Raw genomic sequence first — 18,518 nt, 5'->3', positions numbered from 1 at the left:
GCACCTTAAAGGATACTCCCATTTATAAACTATACAATTTTAATATTAACTATTCTTCGTCGAAGTTTAATCCTTCTTCTTCCATTAAAGTATTGTATACAGCTACAACTGTCTCATACTCTTCGTCATTTTCAAGTGGAGTTAATATATCTCCCTCTTCATCTGTATCAATTCTAAATATTAAAGCTTCTTCAGCATCATTATCTTCTAAAGGCATAAGTATTGCATACTCTTTTCCTTCTGCTTCTAAAGTTAATATTATTTCAAATTGTATTTCATTTCCATCTTGGTCTATTAAGTTTACTATGTTTTCTTGCATGTATATCACCTCAAATTTAATTATTTAAATATATTATAACTTATATCAATGTTATTTTACATAGATTTTACAAAATTCTTTTACTATCTAAATAACCTTGTAAAATTATTACTGCCGCAAGCATATCAATTACTTTTTTTCTTTTTTCTCTTCTAACGTCAGCTTCTATTAAAGATCTTTCTGCTGCTACTGTAGATAATCTTTCATCCCAGTATTCTATTTTTATACCCGTTTCTTGTTCTAATAACTCACAAAATTTTATAACTTTTTCACCTTGTGGTCCTAGCGTTCCATTCATATTTTTAGGAAGCCCTGAAACTATTTTATTAACTTGTCTTTCTTTTATAATAGCTTTTAATTCCTCTATATCTTTTTTCTTTCCAACTCTTCTTACAGTCTTAACTCCTTGTGCCGTAATTCCCATAAGGTCACTAACTGCAACTCCTATAGTTTTATCTCCTACGTCAAGACCCATTATTCTTCCGTCTAATATCATTTAATTCTCCTCGGTCAACCAAATTTAATAATTATTCACTATATGTATATACTATATTCTTATTGTACTCTAATTTCAACACATTATGTACAGAAAAAATTAACCTAGATATTATTTTTTTAATATCTAGGTTAATATTATACTACTCTTTATCAAAAATCATCATATTTACGCTCATAACCAATATTGGTATTAATATATAAATAGATGCTGTTCCAGCCGCAACTATTCCTGAATCATTAAAAATTAAAGTAACTATACACCCTACTGTTGTTGCTACAAATCCCTTAAATATATAAGGATATTTTTCTGACAACTTTTTAAAATGATTAGCAGGTTTAAAAATAAACTTAGTCATATATCCAGCAACTACTAAAGCTACAACAATTAATATATTGCTAGTTGCAATATCTACATTCATTTGTATCTTTCTAGTAAATGTTTGAATTATAGCAATTGGCCCATTTACAGATATTTGGTTTACAAATCCAGATAAATGAGACTGGCTTTTAGAAACCACATCTAGTGCAGCAAATATACAAACAATCATTACTGGCACAAGTGATAGTAATATGCTCTTTTTAAGATCCATCTTAACATCAAATGCAAGTAATAAAAATAATGTATATGCCACTGATTCTGATATTGCTCCTCCAACATTTGCTCCCATTGATGGATAAGCACTAGTTATAAGTATAATTAAAGATGCAACAACTGCAATCCATTTAGGTATTTTTTTGTAGTTAACTAATACTGACATCGCAAATATTGCACATCCTATAGTTATACCTTCATATTCATTTCCAACACCATAGTATCTAGCACCTATTATAGCATCATAACTCATTATGTTATTTTGCATTAAGCGTGTTCCAAATATAGAATCAACCACTATTACTATAATAGTAATTATAGAGAAAAATGCCATATACTTAATATCGTCCTTAAAGAAAATTTTTCCTATTAAATATAATACCAATAAGGTTCCAAATATTCCTAAGGTTATACTAGTTGGAGTTGCAAAATTAAAAATAGGCGAAACTATAAATGCTAAAGGTATCACTACCCCTAGTTTTATAAATTCTTTTAATATGCTAAAAACTAATTCTTTTTTAGGTAGTTTTTTTCTAAAGAAAATTAATAATACCGTACATATAATCCATGCTGCTGCAACTATTCCTACAGTAGTGTTTACAATAGGAGTTCTCACTCCTAGCATAGATACCATTTTATCAAATTCATGATTGATAAAACTTATATTATCTTCTTTATTAACTTCCTCAAATGCTCTTCCTACCATTTTTTCATTTTTTAGGCCAAACTTAGCAAGTATATCTACTCCTATATCTAAGTTTCCAACTACACCTTCTCTTCTTGTTGTAGCAGATTTTAAAACTCCCTTTTGAGAACCCTCAAATTTAATTATAGGAGATAACCTTTTTTGATTTTTATAATCTTCTTTACTTGGAAAAGCTGACATTATATAAATTGTATCATTTTCATCAACCATTTTGAAAACTTCTTGTAAATAATCATCTATATTTTTATAAATATTTTTTTTCATATTATTGTAAGTTTTATCGTTTAAATAGTTTTTGTAATCATCTAATCTATACGTATCTCCAAGTTCAACAAATAAAACATCACTATTATCATAAAACTTTTTAGTTTCACTTTTTAGTTTGTCATAATCTGTTCTTATTCCATAGGGCATAGTGTTGTCTTTGATATTTATATTGTCTACATTACCATCGTCAACTCTACCTATGTTATCCATAGCCATTAATGCTATATTTCTATTTTTTATTAGTTCTCCATTATTAACTCTATCGGCGTTACCTATAACAGATGCCCTTAATTTATGATTTGATAAAGTCTGTCCTAACGATCCAAGTACAGAACCATAAGAACCATTCTCTAAGTTCTCACTTAGAGAATGGTTTATTGTCATATCATTTATTTTCTTGGGATTGTGTCCTGTTTCAGCTTTATACGCCTTTGCATTACCTTTATTAACTTCTTCAAAGTTAATTAGGTTCTGATTTGGCAAGGTAACTTTTCCTCCAGCACCTACAGCTGCATATGACCTTCTGTCATCTGTTCCTCTGTCACCTCTGATATTCATAAGCCCTATATAGCCTTCTTTTTCCATCTTTTTAGATAGAGAGTCTATACTTAGCATATCTTCAAGGCCAGTCCTATTTAAATCAATTACTATTGCCTTGCCTTTATCATCAGCAAAACAAATGCTAGGAACAGAACTTATAAGTATCATTAAAATTGTTAATAAGGATACAATCTTTTTTTTCATAAGATTGACCTACTTTCTATTGTTCAAATAATAAGTGATAACCTCTTCTAATATTTCATCTCTTTCAAATTTCTTCATTATCCCTCTAGCATTATTGTGACTTGTTATATAACTAGAATCTCCTGAAAGTATATATCCTATAATTTGATTTATTGGGTTATATCCTTTCTCTTGAAGTGAATCATAAACTAAATCGATAGCCTCACTAACACTCATTTGTTCAGATGTTATACCTTCGAATTTCATTGTATAATCCATATTTTCATTCATACTACAACACCCCTATCTTTAATATTTATTTAAAATTATTATTTCACTTGAGTTTTTAAAACCTCTTTTGCATGATTTAAAGCTTCGTCAACCTTAGCTACATCTGGAGCTCCAGCTTGTGCCATATTAGGTCTTCCTCCACCTTTTCCTCCTGCTACTTGAGCTACTTCTCTAACTATATTTCCAGCGTGAACACCTTTTTCAAGTACATCTTTAGTAGCTGTAGCAACAAAGTTTATTTTTCCTCCTGCTACATTTCCTAATACTACTACTCCAGAAGCTAACTTGTCTCTTAAAGTATCTGCAGTGTTTCTAAGTGTATCCATATCCATATCTTCAAACTTAGCTGTTACTATATTTACTCCATTTATATCTGTCTTAGAGTCTAATATAGAATCTGCAGATTGTAAGCTCATTTTTGCTTTTACTTCATTTAATTCTTTAGCTAATGACTTGTTTTCATCTAATAAGTTAGTTACTCTTGCTACTAAATTATCTTCTTTAGCTTTAACAGATGTACACACTTCATTTATTAAATCTTGCTTGTTATTTAAGAAGTAATATACTTCTTTACCAGTTATAGCTTCTATTCTTCTTACTCCTGCTGCAACTCCACCTTCAGAAAGTATCTTAAACATACCTATTTGAGAAGTGTTTGTTAAGTGAGTACCTCCACATAATTCCATAGAGAATTCTCCCATTGAAACAACTCTTACTTCATCACCATATTTTTCTCCGAATAATGCTGTTGCGCCTTTTTGACCAGCTTCTGTCATACTCATAGTTTCACAAGTTATATCTAATGCTTCAAATATAATATTGTTTACTTTTTCTTCAATAAGCTTTAACTCATCTTTTGATATAGATTCAAAGTGAGTTACGTCAAATCTTAATCTTTCTGGAGTAACAAGTGATCCAGCTTGGTTTACGTGATCTCCTAAAACTTCTTTTAATACTTTATGAAGAACATGTGTAGCACTGTGGTTTCTTGCTGAAGCTAATCTAACTTCTTTATCAACCTTAGTATATACTACATCTTCAAGTTTTATAATTCCTGATTTAACTATACATACATGCTTTATAGTGTTATTTGGACCTTTTTTAGTATCTAAAACTTCTACTACTAAATCTTCGTTTTTATTAACTAAAAGACCTTTGTCTCCAACTTGTCCTCCACCTTCTGCATAAAATGCAGTTTTATCAAGAACTATTATAACTTCATCACCAACACTTGCTGAGTCTACTAATTCATTATTTTTAGCTATTCCCTTAACAGTTGATTCTATAGATAGAATATCATATCCTTCAAAATTTGTAACTATATCTTTATCTAATTTAGCTATAGCATCTTCTTTCCATGCTTCTGCATCCATATTTCCTCTTGCATCTCTAGCTGTTTGTCTTTGTTTTTCCATTTCAGATTTGAAGCCTTCTTCATCTATTTCTAAATGTTCTTCTTCTAATATCTCTTTTGTTAAGTCAACAGGGAATCCATAAGTATCATATAATCTAAATGCATTCTCTCCACTTAAAGTTTTCTCATTTTTAGTTTTTAACTCTTCTATATATGAAGATAATATTTCATTACCTTTATCTATAGTTTCATTAAACTTTTCTTCTTCTATTCTTATAACTTTTTTAATATAGTCAGCTTTTTCAACTAACTCTGGGTAAGCTTCTCCACTTACAGATATAACTTCATCAACTAAGTTGTATAAGAATGGATCTTTCATTCCAAGTAATTTACCATTACGAGCAGCTCTTCTTAATAATCTTCTTAATACGTATCCTCTACCTTCATTTGATGGTAAAACCCCATCCGCAACTAAGAAACTTACACTTCTTATATGATCAGTTATTATTCTTATAGATTTATCAGTTTTGTAATCTTTTCCATATGTTGAATTTGTCATTTTCTCAACAGCATTTAATATTTGCTTTATAGTATCTACATCAAATATAGTGTCAACTCCTTGCATTATACATGCAATTCTTTCAAGACCCATACCTGTATCTATGTTTTTGTTCTCTAATGGATTGTAATTTCCTTCTTCATCTTTGTTAAATTGAGAGAAAACATGGTTCCAGAATTCTAAGTATCTATCACAATCACATCCTGGTTTACAATCTGGATTATCACATCCATACTCTTCACCTCTATCAAAGTGAATTTCTGAACAAGGTCCACAAGCACCAGTTCCTATTTCCCAGAAGTTATCTTCTTTTCCAAGTCTTACTATTCTTTCTTTTGGTATACCTATTTCTTTTTCCCATATTTCAAAAGCTTCGTCATCTTCAAAGTATACACTTACCCATACTTTATCTTGAGGTATGTTTAAATGTTCTGTAACAAACTCCCATCCCCATTTTAAAGTTTCTTCTTTAAAATAATCTCCAAAAGAGAAGTTTCCAAGCATTTCGAATAATGTAGCATGTCTAGCTGTAACCCCTACATTTTCTATATCTCCTGTTCTTACACACTTTTGACAAGTAGTCATTCTCTTACTTGGTGGAATCTCTGTTCCTGAAAAATAATTTTTAAGAGGTGCCATACCTGCATTTATTAATAATAAACTTTTATCATTATGTGGCACTAATGAATAACTTGGTTGAACTAAGTGTCCTTTTGATTCAAAGAATTTTAAAAATTTACTTCTTATTTCGTTTAATCCCATTTTTTGCATTTTAAATTTCCTCCTTAAATTTGCTACTTTTCTATGAATTAAAAAATCCCCGCCTCTATAATACTATAGGGGCGAGGATATATCTCGCGGTACCACCCTAATTACTGTAAAAAATCTACAGTATCTTCGGAAAACCTTAAGTTATAACGGAACTACCGTCAACTCCTACTTAGTTTCAAAGTTGATACTCCAAGACTGCTTCAACTAATCTATCATAAGGGCTTTCACCTATTCCCTCTCTCTGTAATGCATCAATTAATTTACTATTTCTTTTCACTGTATTTAAAATTATTTTATTTCTATATGATTAATAGTTATATTACTAAATTTTATGAAAATAATCAATAGTTTTTTATTATAGGCTTTTTTCTATTACTCCTCCACCTACAACTTTTTCTCCATCATACATAACAACTGATTGACCTTTAGTTATAGCTCTTTGTGGTTGGTCAAATACTATTTTAAATGTATTTTCTCCAACTTTAGTTACTGTAGCATCTGATGCTTTTGCTGAATATCTAACTTTAGCTTGTACTCTTATAGGTTCATTTATATCATCTATTGAGATTAAATTTACATCCCTCGCTATTAATGCATTTGAGAATATATCTTCATTATCACCTAATACAACTGTATTTTTAACTGGGTCTATATCAACAACAAACATAGGCTTTCCAAATGCAATTCCTAGCCCTTTTCTTTGACCTATAGTGTAATTTATTATTCCCTTATGCTTTCCTAATACATTACCATTAGTATCTACGAAAAATCCTGGATCAATTCTCTTTTTAGAATGTTTCTGTACATATCCTGCATAGTCATTATCTTTTACAAAACATATTTCTTGACTATCTGGTTTATTGTGGACTTCTATACCTATTTCTTTTGCAATCTCTCTAACTTTATCTTTTTCATACTCTCCTATAGGAAGTAAAGTATGCTCTAATTGCTCTTGAGTTAAATTGTATAATGCATAAGTTTGATCTTTTTTATCCGTAACAGACTTCTTAAGTAAATATCTACCTGTCTCTTCTTCTTTTTCTATTTTAGCGTAATGTCCCGTAGCTACATAATCACATCCTATTTGACGAGCTTTATTAAAGAAATCATCAAATTTTATATGCTTATTACAAGCTATACAAGGATTTGGAGTTCTTCCGTTTAAATATTCATCTATAAATGGTTCGATTACCTTCTCTTTAAATACCTCGCTAAAGTTTAATACATAAAAAGGTATCCCTATTCTATCAGCAACTTTTCTCGCATCTTCAACTGCTGCTAATGAACAACATCCACCCTCATTTTCTATAAGTTCATCATCATCGTCTTGCCATAATTTCATAGTAACACCTATTACATCATATCCTTGCTCTTTTAAAAGATACGCTGCAACAGAACTATCTACTCCACCACTCATACCGATCATTACTCTTTTTTTCATATTATCACCTCGTTCTTTATATTATATATACTTTGATATATTTTTTAAAGTATTAACTTATAGGTTATCCATTAAATCATTTGCTTTTTTGTATAAATTATGATTTTTTATAAACCCTCTATAAGTTTTTATAAACCAAATTCCAAATATTAAAACTACTATATATATAGGCCAAGCCACTATACTTATCACTGCAAATATAATGCTAATTATAACCCCAATCATTCCTATTATTATTTTTGTATCCATTATTTGAATAAAGTCAGGAAAATAGCTTATACTAAACCAACTCATTGAACTTAAAATTAACATCCCAAATACCATTATACCCGTAAAAACAATTGGCGGAACTATAAGTACTTTTGAAATTATTTCCAAGGGTTTCTCTAGTACTTTTCTTAATGCCCAGTTTTTACTTATATTAACCTGATTTTTAAGTTTTTTATTTGTATAATTTAAAAATTGAGTTTTATCCATTTCATTGCTCCTTTTAAAATATATACTACTATGTTTTACATAATAGTATACCATAAAATACTTAAGATGTCTTTAAATGAAATATCCATATTAATTCACTTATATAATAGTCACATTTTTAAATATTTCTTTTATAAAGTTCGTGTTTATGTTTAAAATTTTCTAAATTTGGTATCAATAATAGTAAACTTATTAAAAAGGAGGTGCTTAAATTACTATGGATTTTAAAAATATAAATACTTTGCCTACTTATAATGACGATAGAGTTTGTGTCTTACTTTATAACTTTAATGCAAAAGATTTAGGTATGTTAAAAAATATATGCAATCTAATAGGCCTAAAAGATCAAATAATTCTTATGCCTAAGAATGCTACAACTTTAGTAAAAGATATTTTAAATAATAATATAGATGAAAGTTGCGAAGATGGATTAAAGCATAACGCTGTTATATTTAATAATGTGGACCATGTTAAAATTCACTCTTTTATGGAAGCTCTTAAAAAATTTAGGATACAAAGACCTTTAATTGCTGTAGTTACTGAAACTTCCATTGACTGGGAATTAAATACTGTAATACAAAACTTAATTGAAGAAAGAGAAGCCTTAAAATCAGGGAAACCTCTTAATCACTAAATTTAAAAAGCGCCCCGCAACAAATGCTACAGGGTGCTTTTTTGTTTTATTTTAAATAGTTCTAAGTCATCTTAAGTTTCATTGGTGCATAGAAAAATGCAAGTGCTGAAATTATCCAAAAGCTAATATTAAACTTTATAACTAATGAAGCTAAAAATGTCATTCCCATTATATTTAATGCCATTATAGACTTTGTTTTTTGATAAGTATAAAGTCTTAAATATGCATATGCATCTCTTATTAAAAAATAATAAACAATATACTTTATAGTTTCAGTTATAGTAAGTAAATATACAAATTTTATATCAACACCTAATATATTTTTCAACTGAATTACAAATAAATATGCTAATCCAAAATATACAGTATATTTTGAACAATATATGTAATTTGCATACTGTCTAATGTTTTTCAAAATGTATAATTTTCGTTTACCTTCTTCATTCAAAGACTTAATTCTATCTCCAATAAATAAACTTGCAAAATAAGTCATTATAATAGTTCCAAGAGGAAGTGTAGCTATAAACATATAAAATAAAACTTCTTTAAACCCATCACTTACAGGCCAAGGTGCTAACATAGTTTTATACTCTTTTATGAAGCTAAATCCAATTAATTTAGAAAACCACACATCTATCATAACCATTATAAAGCAAGATACTATACTCAAATAAAATAAATCATCAAAGATTTTAGTCTTTTTAGTTATAACATAACCACACATAATTCCAATAATCATACTTTGACTCATACAAATTGCCGATCCTATATTACCCATTACTAATCCCACAATTAACAAGCAAGTTGCCATTGCAAGTATTGTAAATTTAAAATCGCATCTTAAATATATAATTGCTATAAAAATCGGAACTATTATGTCTATGTAAAGTCCATATAAAAGTCCTGTAGATATTGCAAATATACTACAAACTATGAAAAGTGAAGACATTATAGCTGCCTCAGTCATCTTTTTTATTTCCATATACAGCCTTCTTTCTATACAAAATTCACATATATAATTTTGCCAACGACATTACAAACTATATATGTTGATCAAGTTTATAAGTGATTTAAAATATACATATTGATACATTATAACATAGACGTTAATAAAATTCTTTATACATTAAAATAACTACAATCTAGTTCTAAACCTAGATTGTAGTTATTTTAATTAAGCTTCTTTTTTATGTTTTTTTAAAAATAAAGATGCTATTAATCCGCATAAAGCTATTACTGCAGTTCCTATAAATAAATGTGCATATCCTTGATTCATTGTGTATTGATAAGCATGAACTATACTAGGTTTCGCTTTATCCAAACTAATTAAATAATTACTTTTTAACACATCAAAATTCATATTAGGATTAGATGCCATCGTATGTTGTAATCCATTAAACATAGAATTTACAAAAGATTTAACAATATCAAATATATTTGTTACATCTGCATTTTGAAACTTATTTAGCATTTCAGCTGACATATTTCCTCCCCCAAAAGAAGCTCCTGGTATTGGAGGCATTACTTTTTGAATAGCCGCTGGTACATTTCTACCGGCGTCAGAAACAAAGTTTATAAGTAAATTAGGTGATACCGCAACCCCTATAGATCTAAGTAAGGATACAGTAGATTGCCCCATAGATATCTCCTCTGGCTTAACTAAGCTCATCATTAAATAATTTATAGGCGTTCCCATCGTAAATCCCATACCAATTCCCATAAATACTAAACCTATTGTTAAGTTTGTAAAATTAGGATGATTTGCTGTAATAAATGCTTGGTATAAAACCCCTATTATACTTGAGCTAAATCCCAATAATAAAAGCTTTTTAACTCCATATTTATCAATAAATTTTCCACCAACAGGTGCAGCTATTCCTGTAAATACAGCAAATAAAGTTACTATATATCCTCCACTACCTCTTTTTAGTTTTAATACGTTCTCTGAGAATTGAGGTAGAAATACAGTTCCCATAAGACCACATCCAACTATAAAACTTAAAAACAAAGTTAATGCAGTCTGTTTATTTGTAAAAAATCCTAAGTTTAAAACAGGATCTTCTGCTCTTTTTTCTATATATATTACTATAGGTATAAAAACTATAGTTGTTAATAAATAAGGCCATACATCTATTGATTTAACTGAGTTTGCAAAATCATAGAATTTTAAATTAGTTAATCCATACATTAAAGATGCTACAACTATACTTAATGCTACACATCCCCATACATCCATTTTTTTCACCTTAGAAGATTGTTTGTTTTCTTCTAATTTAAAAGATGTAAATAAAATTATTATACTTATAGGCACGTTTATTAAAAATAAATATCCCCATCTGCTATCTCCTGCAATTGAAAGAACAAGACTTCCTAAAGTAGGTCCAAGAACTGTTGCTATCCCATATATTCCACCTACCATACCAAGAGCTGAACCTCTTTTTTCTTCTGGAAATGATGCTCCTATATAAGCCGTAGCTATTGGCATTATACCGCCTCCACCTATAGCTTGAATAACTCTTGATACTAATAAAAATTCGTAACTTCCGACTATATCAGATATCCCACAAAGCAAAGACCCTGTTGCAAATAATGAAACACAAATTATATATACTTTCTTACGCCCATGAATATCAGCCATTTTACCTGTTATTGGCATAGATACTGCATAAGCTAATGTATATATAGTTATCATCCATACACTTGCTGATTGTGATACCCCTAGACCATTTGCTATTACATTTCTTGCCGGAGATACTATACCTGAATCCATAGCCCCCATAAAAATTCCAAGTAAAAATACTATCATAGCTATAGCTGTAGTATTTTTATTTGATTTCTCATTCATAAAAAAACACTCCTCTACTTAAACCTATTTATTTATTAATTTAAGATAATTGAAGAGTTTTTGTTCCTATTTTTAACTTATACTCATTTTAAAATATAATAAATTTAATATTATATGCTAAAGTAAATATAAATTTTTGCTTTTTACAACACTCAATTATCTCAATAATGTTCATATACCCACATTAATTAAAATTATTCACATTATTAATCAAAGTAAATTTGGTGAAATTATATTAAATTTTCTTAAATATATGTTTGTATAATTAATTATTTCTTTTTAATATAAAGTATTTTAAAAAGCTTACTTTATATTTATTCGAAAAATATACTTTTTAAGTGATTTCACCTTTTTTACACGTGTTTAATAAGATATTTATGTACTTTTAAATTATATAAGTTGCATGATTCGATAAATATTTCTTATTTATTAAGGAGTTTTTATAACTATATTTAAAATTAAAGTAAATTAGTCTATAATCTTTAATATCAAAAGAATTAAGGGGGATTTTTTCACTTATGCTTAAAAAAATTAATAAAATTTTAGTAGCCAATCGTGGTGAAATTGCGATTAGAATATTTAGAGCTTGCTCTGAATTGGGTATAAAAAGCGTTGGGATATATAGCAAAGAAGATAAATATTCTTTATTTAGAACTAAAGCTGATGAATCATATTTAATAGGAGAGGATAAAGGTCCTATCGATGCTTATTTAGATATAGATGGCATAATTGAGTTAGCCAAAAGTAAAAATGTAGATGCAATTCATCCTGGTTACGGATTTTTATCTGAAAATCCAGAGTTCGTAAAAAAATGTGAAGAAAACGGAATAATATTTATAGGTCCATCTGCTGAAATAATGAATATGATGGGAGATAAAATCAACTCAAAACAAATAGCTAAAGAAGCTAATGTTCCCACTATTCCAGGTATAGATGAGTCAATTAAAAGCATAGAAAGAGCTAAAGAAATAGCTAATATAATCGGTTATCCTATAATGCTTAAAGCTTCTAATGGCGGTGGCGGACGAGGTATGAGAATTGTATATAGCGAAGATAACTTAAATATAGAATACGAAACTGCATGTAGTGAATCAAGAAAAGCCTTTGGTGAAGATATTATATTTATAGAAAAATATATACCTAATCCAAAACATATAGAAGTTCAAATACTTGGAGATAAGTTTGGAAATATAGTTCATTTATATGAAAGAGATTGTTCAGTTCAAAGAAGACATCAAAAAATAATAGAATATGCTCCAGCATTTTCTCTATCTGATAAACTTAGAGAACAAATATGTACTAATGCTGTAAAAATAGCTAAACATGTTGGCTATGTAAATGCAGGTACATTAGAATTTTTAGTTGATGAAAATGAAAACTTCTACTTTATTGAAATGAATCCAAGAGTTCAAGTTGAACATACTGTAACAGAAATGATTACAGGTATAGATATAGTTCAAAGTCAAATATTAATAGCTCAAGGATATAAGCTAGAAGATGAACCTATAAACATAAAATCGCAAGAAGACATACAAGTAAGAGGATACTCTATCCAATGTAGAATAACTACAGAAGATCCTAAAAACAACTTTATGCCTGATACTGGCAAAATACAAGTTTATAGAACTGGTTCAGGTTTTGGTATAAGGTTAGATGGAGGAAACGGGTTCACAGGCTCTACAATAAGCCCTTACTACGATAGTTTGTTAGTTAAGACAATATCTTGGGATAGAACTTTTAAAGGCGCTATAAATAAAACAGTTCGTTCAATTAAGGAACTTAGAATTAGAGGTGTTAAGACAAATATAGGTTTCTTAGTTAATGTATTAAATAACCCAATTTTCTCACAAGGAAACTGTAGTACAAAATTCATTGATGAAAATCCAGATTTATTTGAAATAAAAGAAAGCAAGGATAGAGGAACTAAGCTACTTCAATTTATAGGAAATACTATAGTAAATGAAAATAAGTGTTCTGAAAAACCTGAGTTTCAAACTATATATAATCCTAAATCAAGCAATTCGTTTGCTCCAAACGAAGGAAGTAAAATATTATTTGATAAACTAGGTAAAAAAGATTATTTAGAATCTATAAAAAAAGAGAAAAAACTACTTCTAACAGATACAACTATGAGAGATGCACATCAATCTCTTTTAGCAACAAAACTTAGAAGTTATGACTTACTCAAAGTTGCAAAGCCAACAAGTGAGCATATGAAAGATTTATTCTCTCTTGAAATGTGGGGAGGGGCAACTTACGACGTAGCATATAGATTCTTAAAAGAATCTCCATGGGTAAGACTTGAAAAACTAAGAGAAGAAATTCCTAACATAATGTTTCAAATGTTATTTAGAGCATCTAATGGAGTTGGTTATAAAAACTATCCCGATAACGTTATAAAAGAATTTTTAAAAGAATCTGCAAATAAAGGAATTGATGTTTTTAGAATATTTGACTCTCTTAACTGGGTTGAAAATATGAAACCATCTATATATACAGCTCTTGAGACTGGTAAAATTGTTGAATCTACAATATGTTATACAGGAGATATTTTAGATCCAAATAAAACTAAGTATAATTTAGAGTATTACATTAATATGGCTAGACAGTTAGAAGAATTAGGTTCTGACATTATATGTATAAAAGATATGGCAGGCCTTTTAAAACCATACGCTGCATATACTCTTATAAAAGCATTGAAAGAAAATGTTAATACTCCTATACACCTACACACTCATGATACAAGTGGTAATGGAGTTGCTACATGCTTAATGGCTTCTGAAGCTGGTGTTGATATTGTTGATGGAGCACTTGAAACAATGGCAGGACTTACTAGTCAGCCTTCATTAAATTCAATTGTAGAAGCTCTTAAAAATACAGAAAGAGATACTAAAATAGATTTATATGGATTTGAAGAATTAGGAAATTACTATAAAGATTTACGTAATGTATACTCAAAATTTGAAAGTGATTTAAAGAATCCATCTGCTGAAATTTATAAATATGAAATTCCAGGTGGTCAATATACAAACTTAAAACCTCAAGCTGACAGTTTAGGTTTATCTGATAAGTTTGATCAAGTAAAAGAAAAATATAAAGAATCTAATGAAATATTAGGTGATATCATTAAAGTTACTCCATCATCTAAAGTTGTAGGTGATTTAGCAATATTTATGGTGAAAAATAAATTAGATAAAGATAATATAGTTTCAGAAGGGAAAAATCTTTCATTCCCAGATTCAGTTGTTGACTATTGTAGGGGTATGATAGGCCAACCTGAGGGAGGAATACCTAAGAATATTCAAAAGGTAGTACTAAAAGGAGAAACTCCTATAACAGTAAGACCTGGAGAATTAATTCCAAGTGAAGATTTTGAATCTGTAAAAAAACATCTGGATGAAAAATTTAGTATGGATTCTAATGTACGAAATATATTAAGTTACACACTTTATCCTAATGTTTATGAAGATTATTTAAAACATCTACAGTTATATAATGATATTTCAAAACTTGAAAGTCATGTATATTTTTATGGTTTATCAATAGGGGAAGAATGTGAAGTAGAGATTGAAGAAGGAAAAGTATTAACTATAAAGTTAATAGAAATCGGGGATATAAAAGAGGACGGAAATAGAACTTTATCATTTGAACTAAATGGAATGATGAGAGATATAGAAGTTAGTGATACTCACTATAGTTCAAATATAAAAGATATCTTAAAAGCTGATATGAACAACCCTCTACAAATAGGTGCTAGCATTCCTGGAAAAGTTGTAAATATATTAGTTGAAGAAAACGAACAAGTTAAAGAAAATCAACCACTTATAGTTATTGAAGCTATGAAAATGGAAACTGTTATTGTAGCTAAAACAAGTGGATGTGTTAAATCTATTTATGTAAGTCAAGATGAAATGGTAAAAGATAAACAATTACTAATAGATATGAAATAAAAATAAAAAGCTATATCAAGTTGACTGCAACTCCGTATAAATAGATAAGTTTTGCTCCCCAAATCAAAAATACGATTTGAAAGGTCGCTAAAACTTATCTATTTATACTATGCTGATTTATTTGATATAGCTTTTTTATTTTATATTGTGTTGAAGGAGAGTTCTACCTTAAATAAGTCTCCATCTATTTGAACCCCTAATTTACCACCTTGAAGTTGTACCAAGTCTCTAGCAATAGCTAGTCCAAGTCCGCTTCCCTCTGTATTTCTAGCTAAGTCTCCCCTTTTAAATCTTTCAAGTATTTCACTTGCTTCAAAGTTTAATTCGTATGCCGATATATTTTTCATAGAAACAAATACTTGATTTTCATTCACTACCATATCTACATATACTCTTGTATTTTCATGAGAGTATTTAGATATATTTACTAATAAATTTTCAAATACTCTATACATTCGTCTTCCATCACAATTTATATAAACAGGTTCTTTTGGGATATTTAATTTTAAACTCAAATTAGATTCTATTAATTTTTCTTCATTTTCGCCTATACTTTGTCTTAATAGTTGATTTAAATCCAACTTTTCAATATTAAGATCAATATTTCCACTACTTGCTTTACTAGCCTCAAACAAATCTTCTATAAGATTTTTTAAACGTTTTGACTTATTGTCTAATATATTTATATAATCATTTAAGTACTCAGGCTGTACATTCTCTTCTTTTTTTATTAAGTCAACATAATTGATTATTGATGTTAAAGGCGTTTTTAAATCATGACTTACATTTGTTATAAGCTCAGTTTTCATTCTTTCACTTTTTAATGTTTCTTCTATTGCATTTTCTAGACCATCACTTAAATTGTTTATATTTTCTGCAAGAATAGTTAAGCTATTATTATCTCTTAATTTTATTTTATGATTTATATCTCCATTTTTTATTTTTTCTGTCCCTTCTATAATTTCATCAATATAAGCTAATCTGTTTATTGTGTATCCAGTTACAATAAATAAAACTGATGATAGTAGAGTTAAAATAAACATAACTACTCTAAATGAAATTGAATAAAATTGTACATTAAAAAACATAAGTATAAAGGTTGTACACATTAGTATCAATAAATCTAATAAAATTAATCTTTTTATTAAAGGTACTTTTTTCCCATAATTAATTGTATTTGTTATTACATTTGTAAAGAATTTTCCAAATCTATAAGTTATACTATTTTTTAAAATATTAGTTTTTCTATCTAAATTTATAAAACAGCTTATCCAAATAAATACGAAACTTAAAAATATAAACTTTAAAATTACAGACCACCTAGAACTTACGTCTAAAATTGAAAACATACCTAATACTAAAAATATAAAAGTATATATTTCTAAAGGTATTCTTGTATATATTTTTAATATTAAACTATCTTTATTTATAAGTTTTTCTTTATTTTTTATAAATGTTATTAATGAAATAATTGATATGATAGCTGATATTATTAAAACTTTAATTAAATCTTTTGATAAATTTTTATAATGCTGAAACTGATTGTAATTCCATTTAAAGCCCAAGCTATCATAATAGTCTAACTTATAGTTAATTTGTTTCGGCAATGACATGCTTATTTTAAGATTCTCTTCCGTACCCCAATAATTATTTGCTCTATTTAGCTTATATTCATTTCGTTTGTTATTTATAATTTTAGTATACGTAACGGAATTATCTTGAAAATCAATATCTAAATTATAATAATCTTTTTGATATTTTCTAAACTCTTCGTTATTTATGAAGCTAGTATTGCTATAAACTTCTCCCGTAGAATTATTTTCAATAAAAAATTTCATACCTTTAATTTCATCTAATCTTCTTCTAGCATCTACTATATCTTCCTTTGGATATTTACTTGATGTTGATATCTCCATGCTTGTTAATATATTTGGAAGAATCCTACTTTCAAATGCATCACTTTCAAAAAAATTACTTGCATGTGGTATATTTGAATTGTTGATTAAATTACTTGGCTTTATTTGCCTGTATGTATATCCAAAAAATAAATCCCCAGCTATTGCTCCACATATTGCTGTTGAAATTAATAATATGATTAAAGTTATAAACTTTAATATTTTTTTATTTGTCTTTTTCATTTATTCACCCATTTCTTATCTTACCTATAATAAATTCATAGCTCTCATAGTTTTGTAAAAAATAAAATTTGAAACTGCTAAAACTAAAAATTGTAGCCCTAACTGTCCTTCTAAATATGTAAACCCTATTAAAACAGCTCCAACTTGCGCCATAAAGAAAAATATAAGTAAAAGTGCAAAATGCATTACTAACTGTATATTCCATCTTTTAATTTTTAAAATATTATAACTTCTCGATTTTGTATCCAACGCCCCACACCACCTTTAAGTATCTTGGTTCTTTAGGATTAATTTCAATTTTTTCTCTAATTCTCCTAATATGAACACTGACTGTATTTTCTGAGTTAAAACTCTCTTCTTCCCAAACTCTTTCATAAATTTCATCTATTGAAAAAACTCTACCTTTATTAGATATTAAAAGATTTAAAATCTTAAATTCTATAGGCGTAAGTTTAACTAATTCTTCATCAACAAATACTTCTTTACTATTAATATTTAATTTAAGATCTCCACTTTGTAAAATATCTTTATTTTCTACAGATTGGTAATTTCCTAAATTTATGTATCTTCTGAGTTGCGATTTAGTTCTTGCTATAAGTTCTAATGGATTGAATGGTTTTGTTATATAATCATCTGCTCCAATATTTAATCCAATAATTTTATCACTATCTTCACTTTTTGCAGATACTAATATTATTGGTATATTTTTTTCTTCTCTAATTTTTATAGTAGCTTTTATTCCATCTAATTTAGGCATCATTATATCCATAATTATCAGATGAATATTTTCTGATACTAAAATTTCTAATGCCTCCATACCATCATAAGCTTTAAATATATTAAATCCTTCATTTCTTAAGTAAATCTCAATCGAGTCTACTATTTCTTTATCATCATCAACAACTAAAATATTGCTCATATACTTACCTCACTTCATTTAATCATCAGTTTTG

At 28.2% G+C, this 18,518-nt stretch carries 14 protein-coding genes and 1 other annotated feature; of the genes, 2 read left to right on the top strand and 12 right to left on the bottom strand.

Annotated features, from left to right (window positions below):
• Positions 1-49 precede the first annotated feature (49 nt).
• From GFJ41_RS07155 to GFJ41_RS07125, 7 genes are all read right to left on the bottom strand, one after another.
• On the bottom strand, positions 50-319 hold the full coding sequence (locus GFJ41_RS07155; protein WP_021429862.1) for a DUF1292 domain-containing protein: 270 nt from the start codon (positions 317-319) through the stop codon (positions 50-52).
• A 67-nt stretch (positions 320-386) separates the two neighbouring features.
• A complete protein-coding gene (gene ruvX / locus GFJ41_RS07150) occupies positions 387-812 on the bottom strand; it encodes a Holliday junction resolvase RuvX (protein WP_025161651.1) in 426 nt (141 codons plus the stop codon).
• A 145-nt stretch (positions 813-957) separates the two neighbouring features.
• Complete coding sequence (locus GFJ41_RS07145) at positions 958-3,126, bottom strand: hypothetical protein (protein WP_035114373.1); 2,169 nt, start codon at positions 3,124-3,126, stop codon at positions 958-960.
• A 9-nt stretch (positions 3,127-3,135) separates the two neighbouring features.
• Complete coding sequence (locus GFJ41_RS07140) at positions 3,136-3,396, bottom strand: IreB family regulatory phosphoprotein (protein WP_021429857.1); 261 nt, start codon at positions 3,394-3,396, stop codon at positions 3,136-3,138.
• A gap of 38 nt (positions 3,397-3,434) precedes the next feature.
• Positions 3,435-6,080 carry an alanine--tRNA ligase gene (gene alaS / locus GFJ41_RS07135; protein WP_170074976.1) on the bottom strand — a complete coding sequence of 882 codons (2,646 nt, stop codon included), beginning with the start codon at positions 6,078-6,080 and terminating at the stop codon, positions 3,435-3,437.
• Positions 6,081-6,144: 64 nt separating this feature from the next.
• Positions 6,145-6,366, bottom strand: a binding site (T-box leader).
• A 69-nt stretch (positions 6,367-6,435) separates the two neighbouring features.
• On the bottom strand, positions 6,436-7,521 hold the full coding sequence (gene mnmA / locus GFJ41_RS07130) for a tRNA 2-thiouridine(34) synthase MnmA (protein WP_170074975.1): 1,086 nt from the start codon (positions 7,519-7,521) through the stop codon (positions 6,436-6,438).
• 57 nt (positions 7,522-7,578) lie between these two features.
• Positions 7,579-7,998 (bottom strand): hypothetical protein, encoded by a 420-nt coding sequence (locus tag GFJ41_RS07125; protein ID WP_035114382.1) that lies wholly within the window; start codon positions 7,996-7,998, stop codon positions 7,579-7,581.
• Positions 7,999-8,215: 217 nt separating this feature from the next.
• Here GFJ41_RS07125 and GFJ41_RS07120 point away from each other — a divergent pair, with 217 nt between their 5' ends.
• Positions 8,216-8,632, top strand: coding sequence for a DUF3783 domain-containing protein (locus GFJ41_RS07120; protein WP_035114386.1), 417 nt, complete (start codon positions 8,216-8,218; stop codon positions 8,630-8,632).
• A 61-nt stretch (positions 8,633-8,693) separates the two neighbouring features.
• Here the strand turns inward: GFJ41_RS07120 and GFJ41_RS07115 are convergent, their stop codons facing one another.
• Together GFJ41_RS07115 and GFJ41_RS07110 are read right to left on the bottom strand one after the other, a co-directional pair.
• Positions 8,694-9,614, bottom strand: a complete 921-nt coding sequence (locus GFJ41_RS07115) for a DUF2232 domain-containing protein (RefSeq protein WP_170074974.1) — start codon at positions 9,612-9,614, stop codon at positions 8,694-8,696.
• A gap of 192 nt (positions 9,615-9,806) precedes the next feature.
• On the bottom strand, positions 9,807-11,477 hold the full coding sequence (locus tag GFJ41_RS07110) for an MFS transporter (protein ID WP_170074973.1): 1,671 nt from the start codon (positions 11,475-11,477) through the stop codon (positions 9,807-9,809).
• Positions 11,478-11,995: 518 nt separating this feature from the next.
• Here GFJ41_RS07110 and GFJ41_RS07105 point away from each other — a divergent pair.
• Complete coding sequence (locus GFJ41_RS07105; protein ID WP_170074972.1) at positions 11,996-15,427, top strand: pyruvate carboxylase; 3,432 nt, start codon at positions 11,996-11,998, stop codon at positions 15,425-15,427.
• A gap of 140 nt (positions 15,428-15,567) precedes the next feature.
• On the opposite strand, the gene GFJ41_RS07100 is transcribed toward GFJ41_RS07105, so the two are convergent.
• The 3 genes from GFJ41_RS07100 to GFJ41_RS07090 are packed head-to-tail and all read right to left on the bottom strand — an operon-like array spanning position 15,568 to position 18,484.
• Complete coding sequence (locus GFJ41_RS07100; RefSeq protein ID WP_170074971.1) at positions 15,568-17,565, bottom strand: HAMP domain-containing sensor histidine kinase; 1,998 nt, start codon at positions 17,563-17,565, stop codon at positions 15,568-15,570.
• 24 nt (positions 17,566-17,589) lie between these two features.
• Positions 17,590-17,814, bottom strand: a complete 225-nt coding sequence (locus GFJ41_RS07095; protein ID WP_021429896.1) for a hypothetical protein — start codon at positions 17,812-17,814, stop codon at positions 17,590-17,592.
• Complete coding sequence (locus tag GFJ41_RS07090) at positions 17,789-18,484, bottom strand: response regulator transcription factor (RefSeq protein ID WP_170074970.1); 696 nt, start codon at positions 18,482-18,484, stop codon at positions 17,789-17,791. The genes GFJ41_RS07095 and GFJ41_RS07090 overlap by 26 nt, the downstream gene beginning before the upstream one ends.
• Positions 18,485-18,518: the final 34 nt, after the last annotated feature.

The sequence above is a fragment of the Paraclostridium dentum genome, from assembly GCF_012922555.1.
Taxonomy (GTDB): domain Bacteria; phylum Bacillota; class Clostridia; order Peptostreptococcales; family Peptostreptococcaceae; genus Paraclostridium; species Paraclostridium dentum.
Note: the sequence above shows the minus strand (reverse complement) of the source record. Positions and strands in the feature narration are given on the sequence as shown.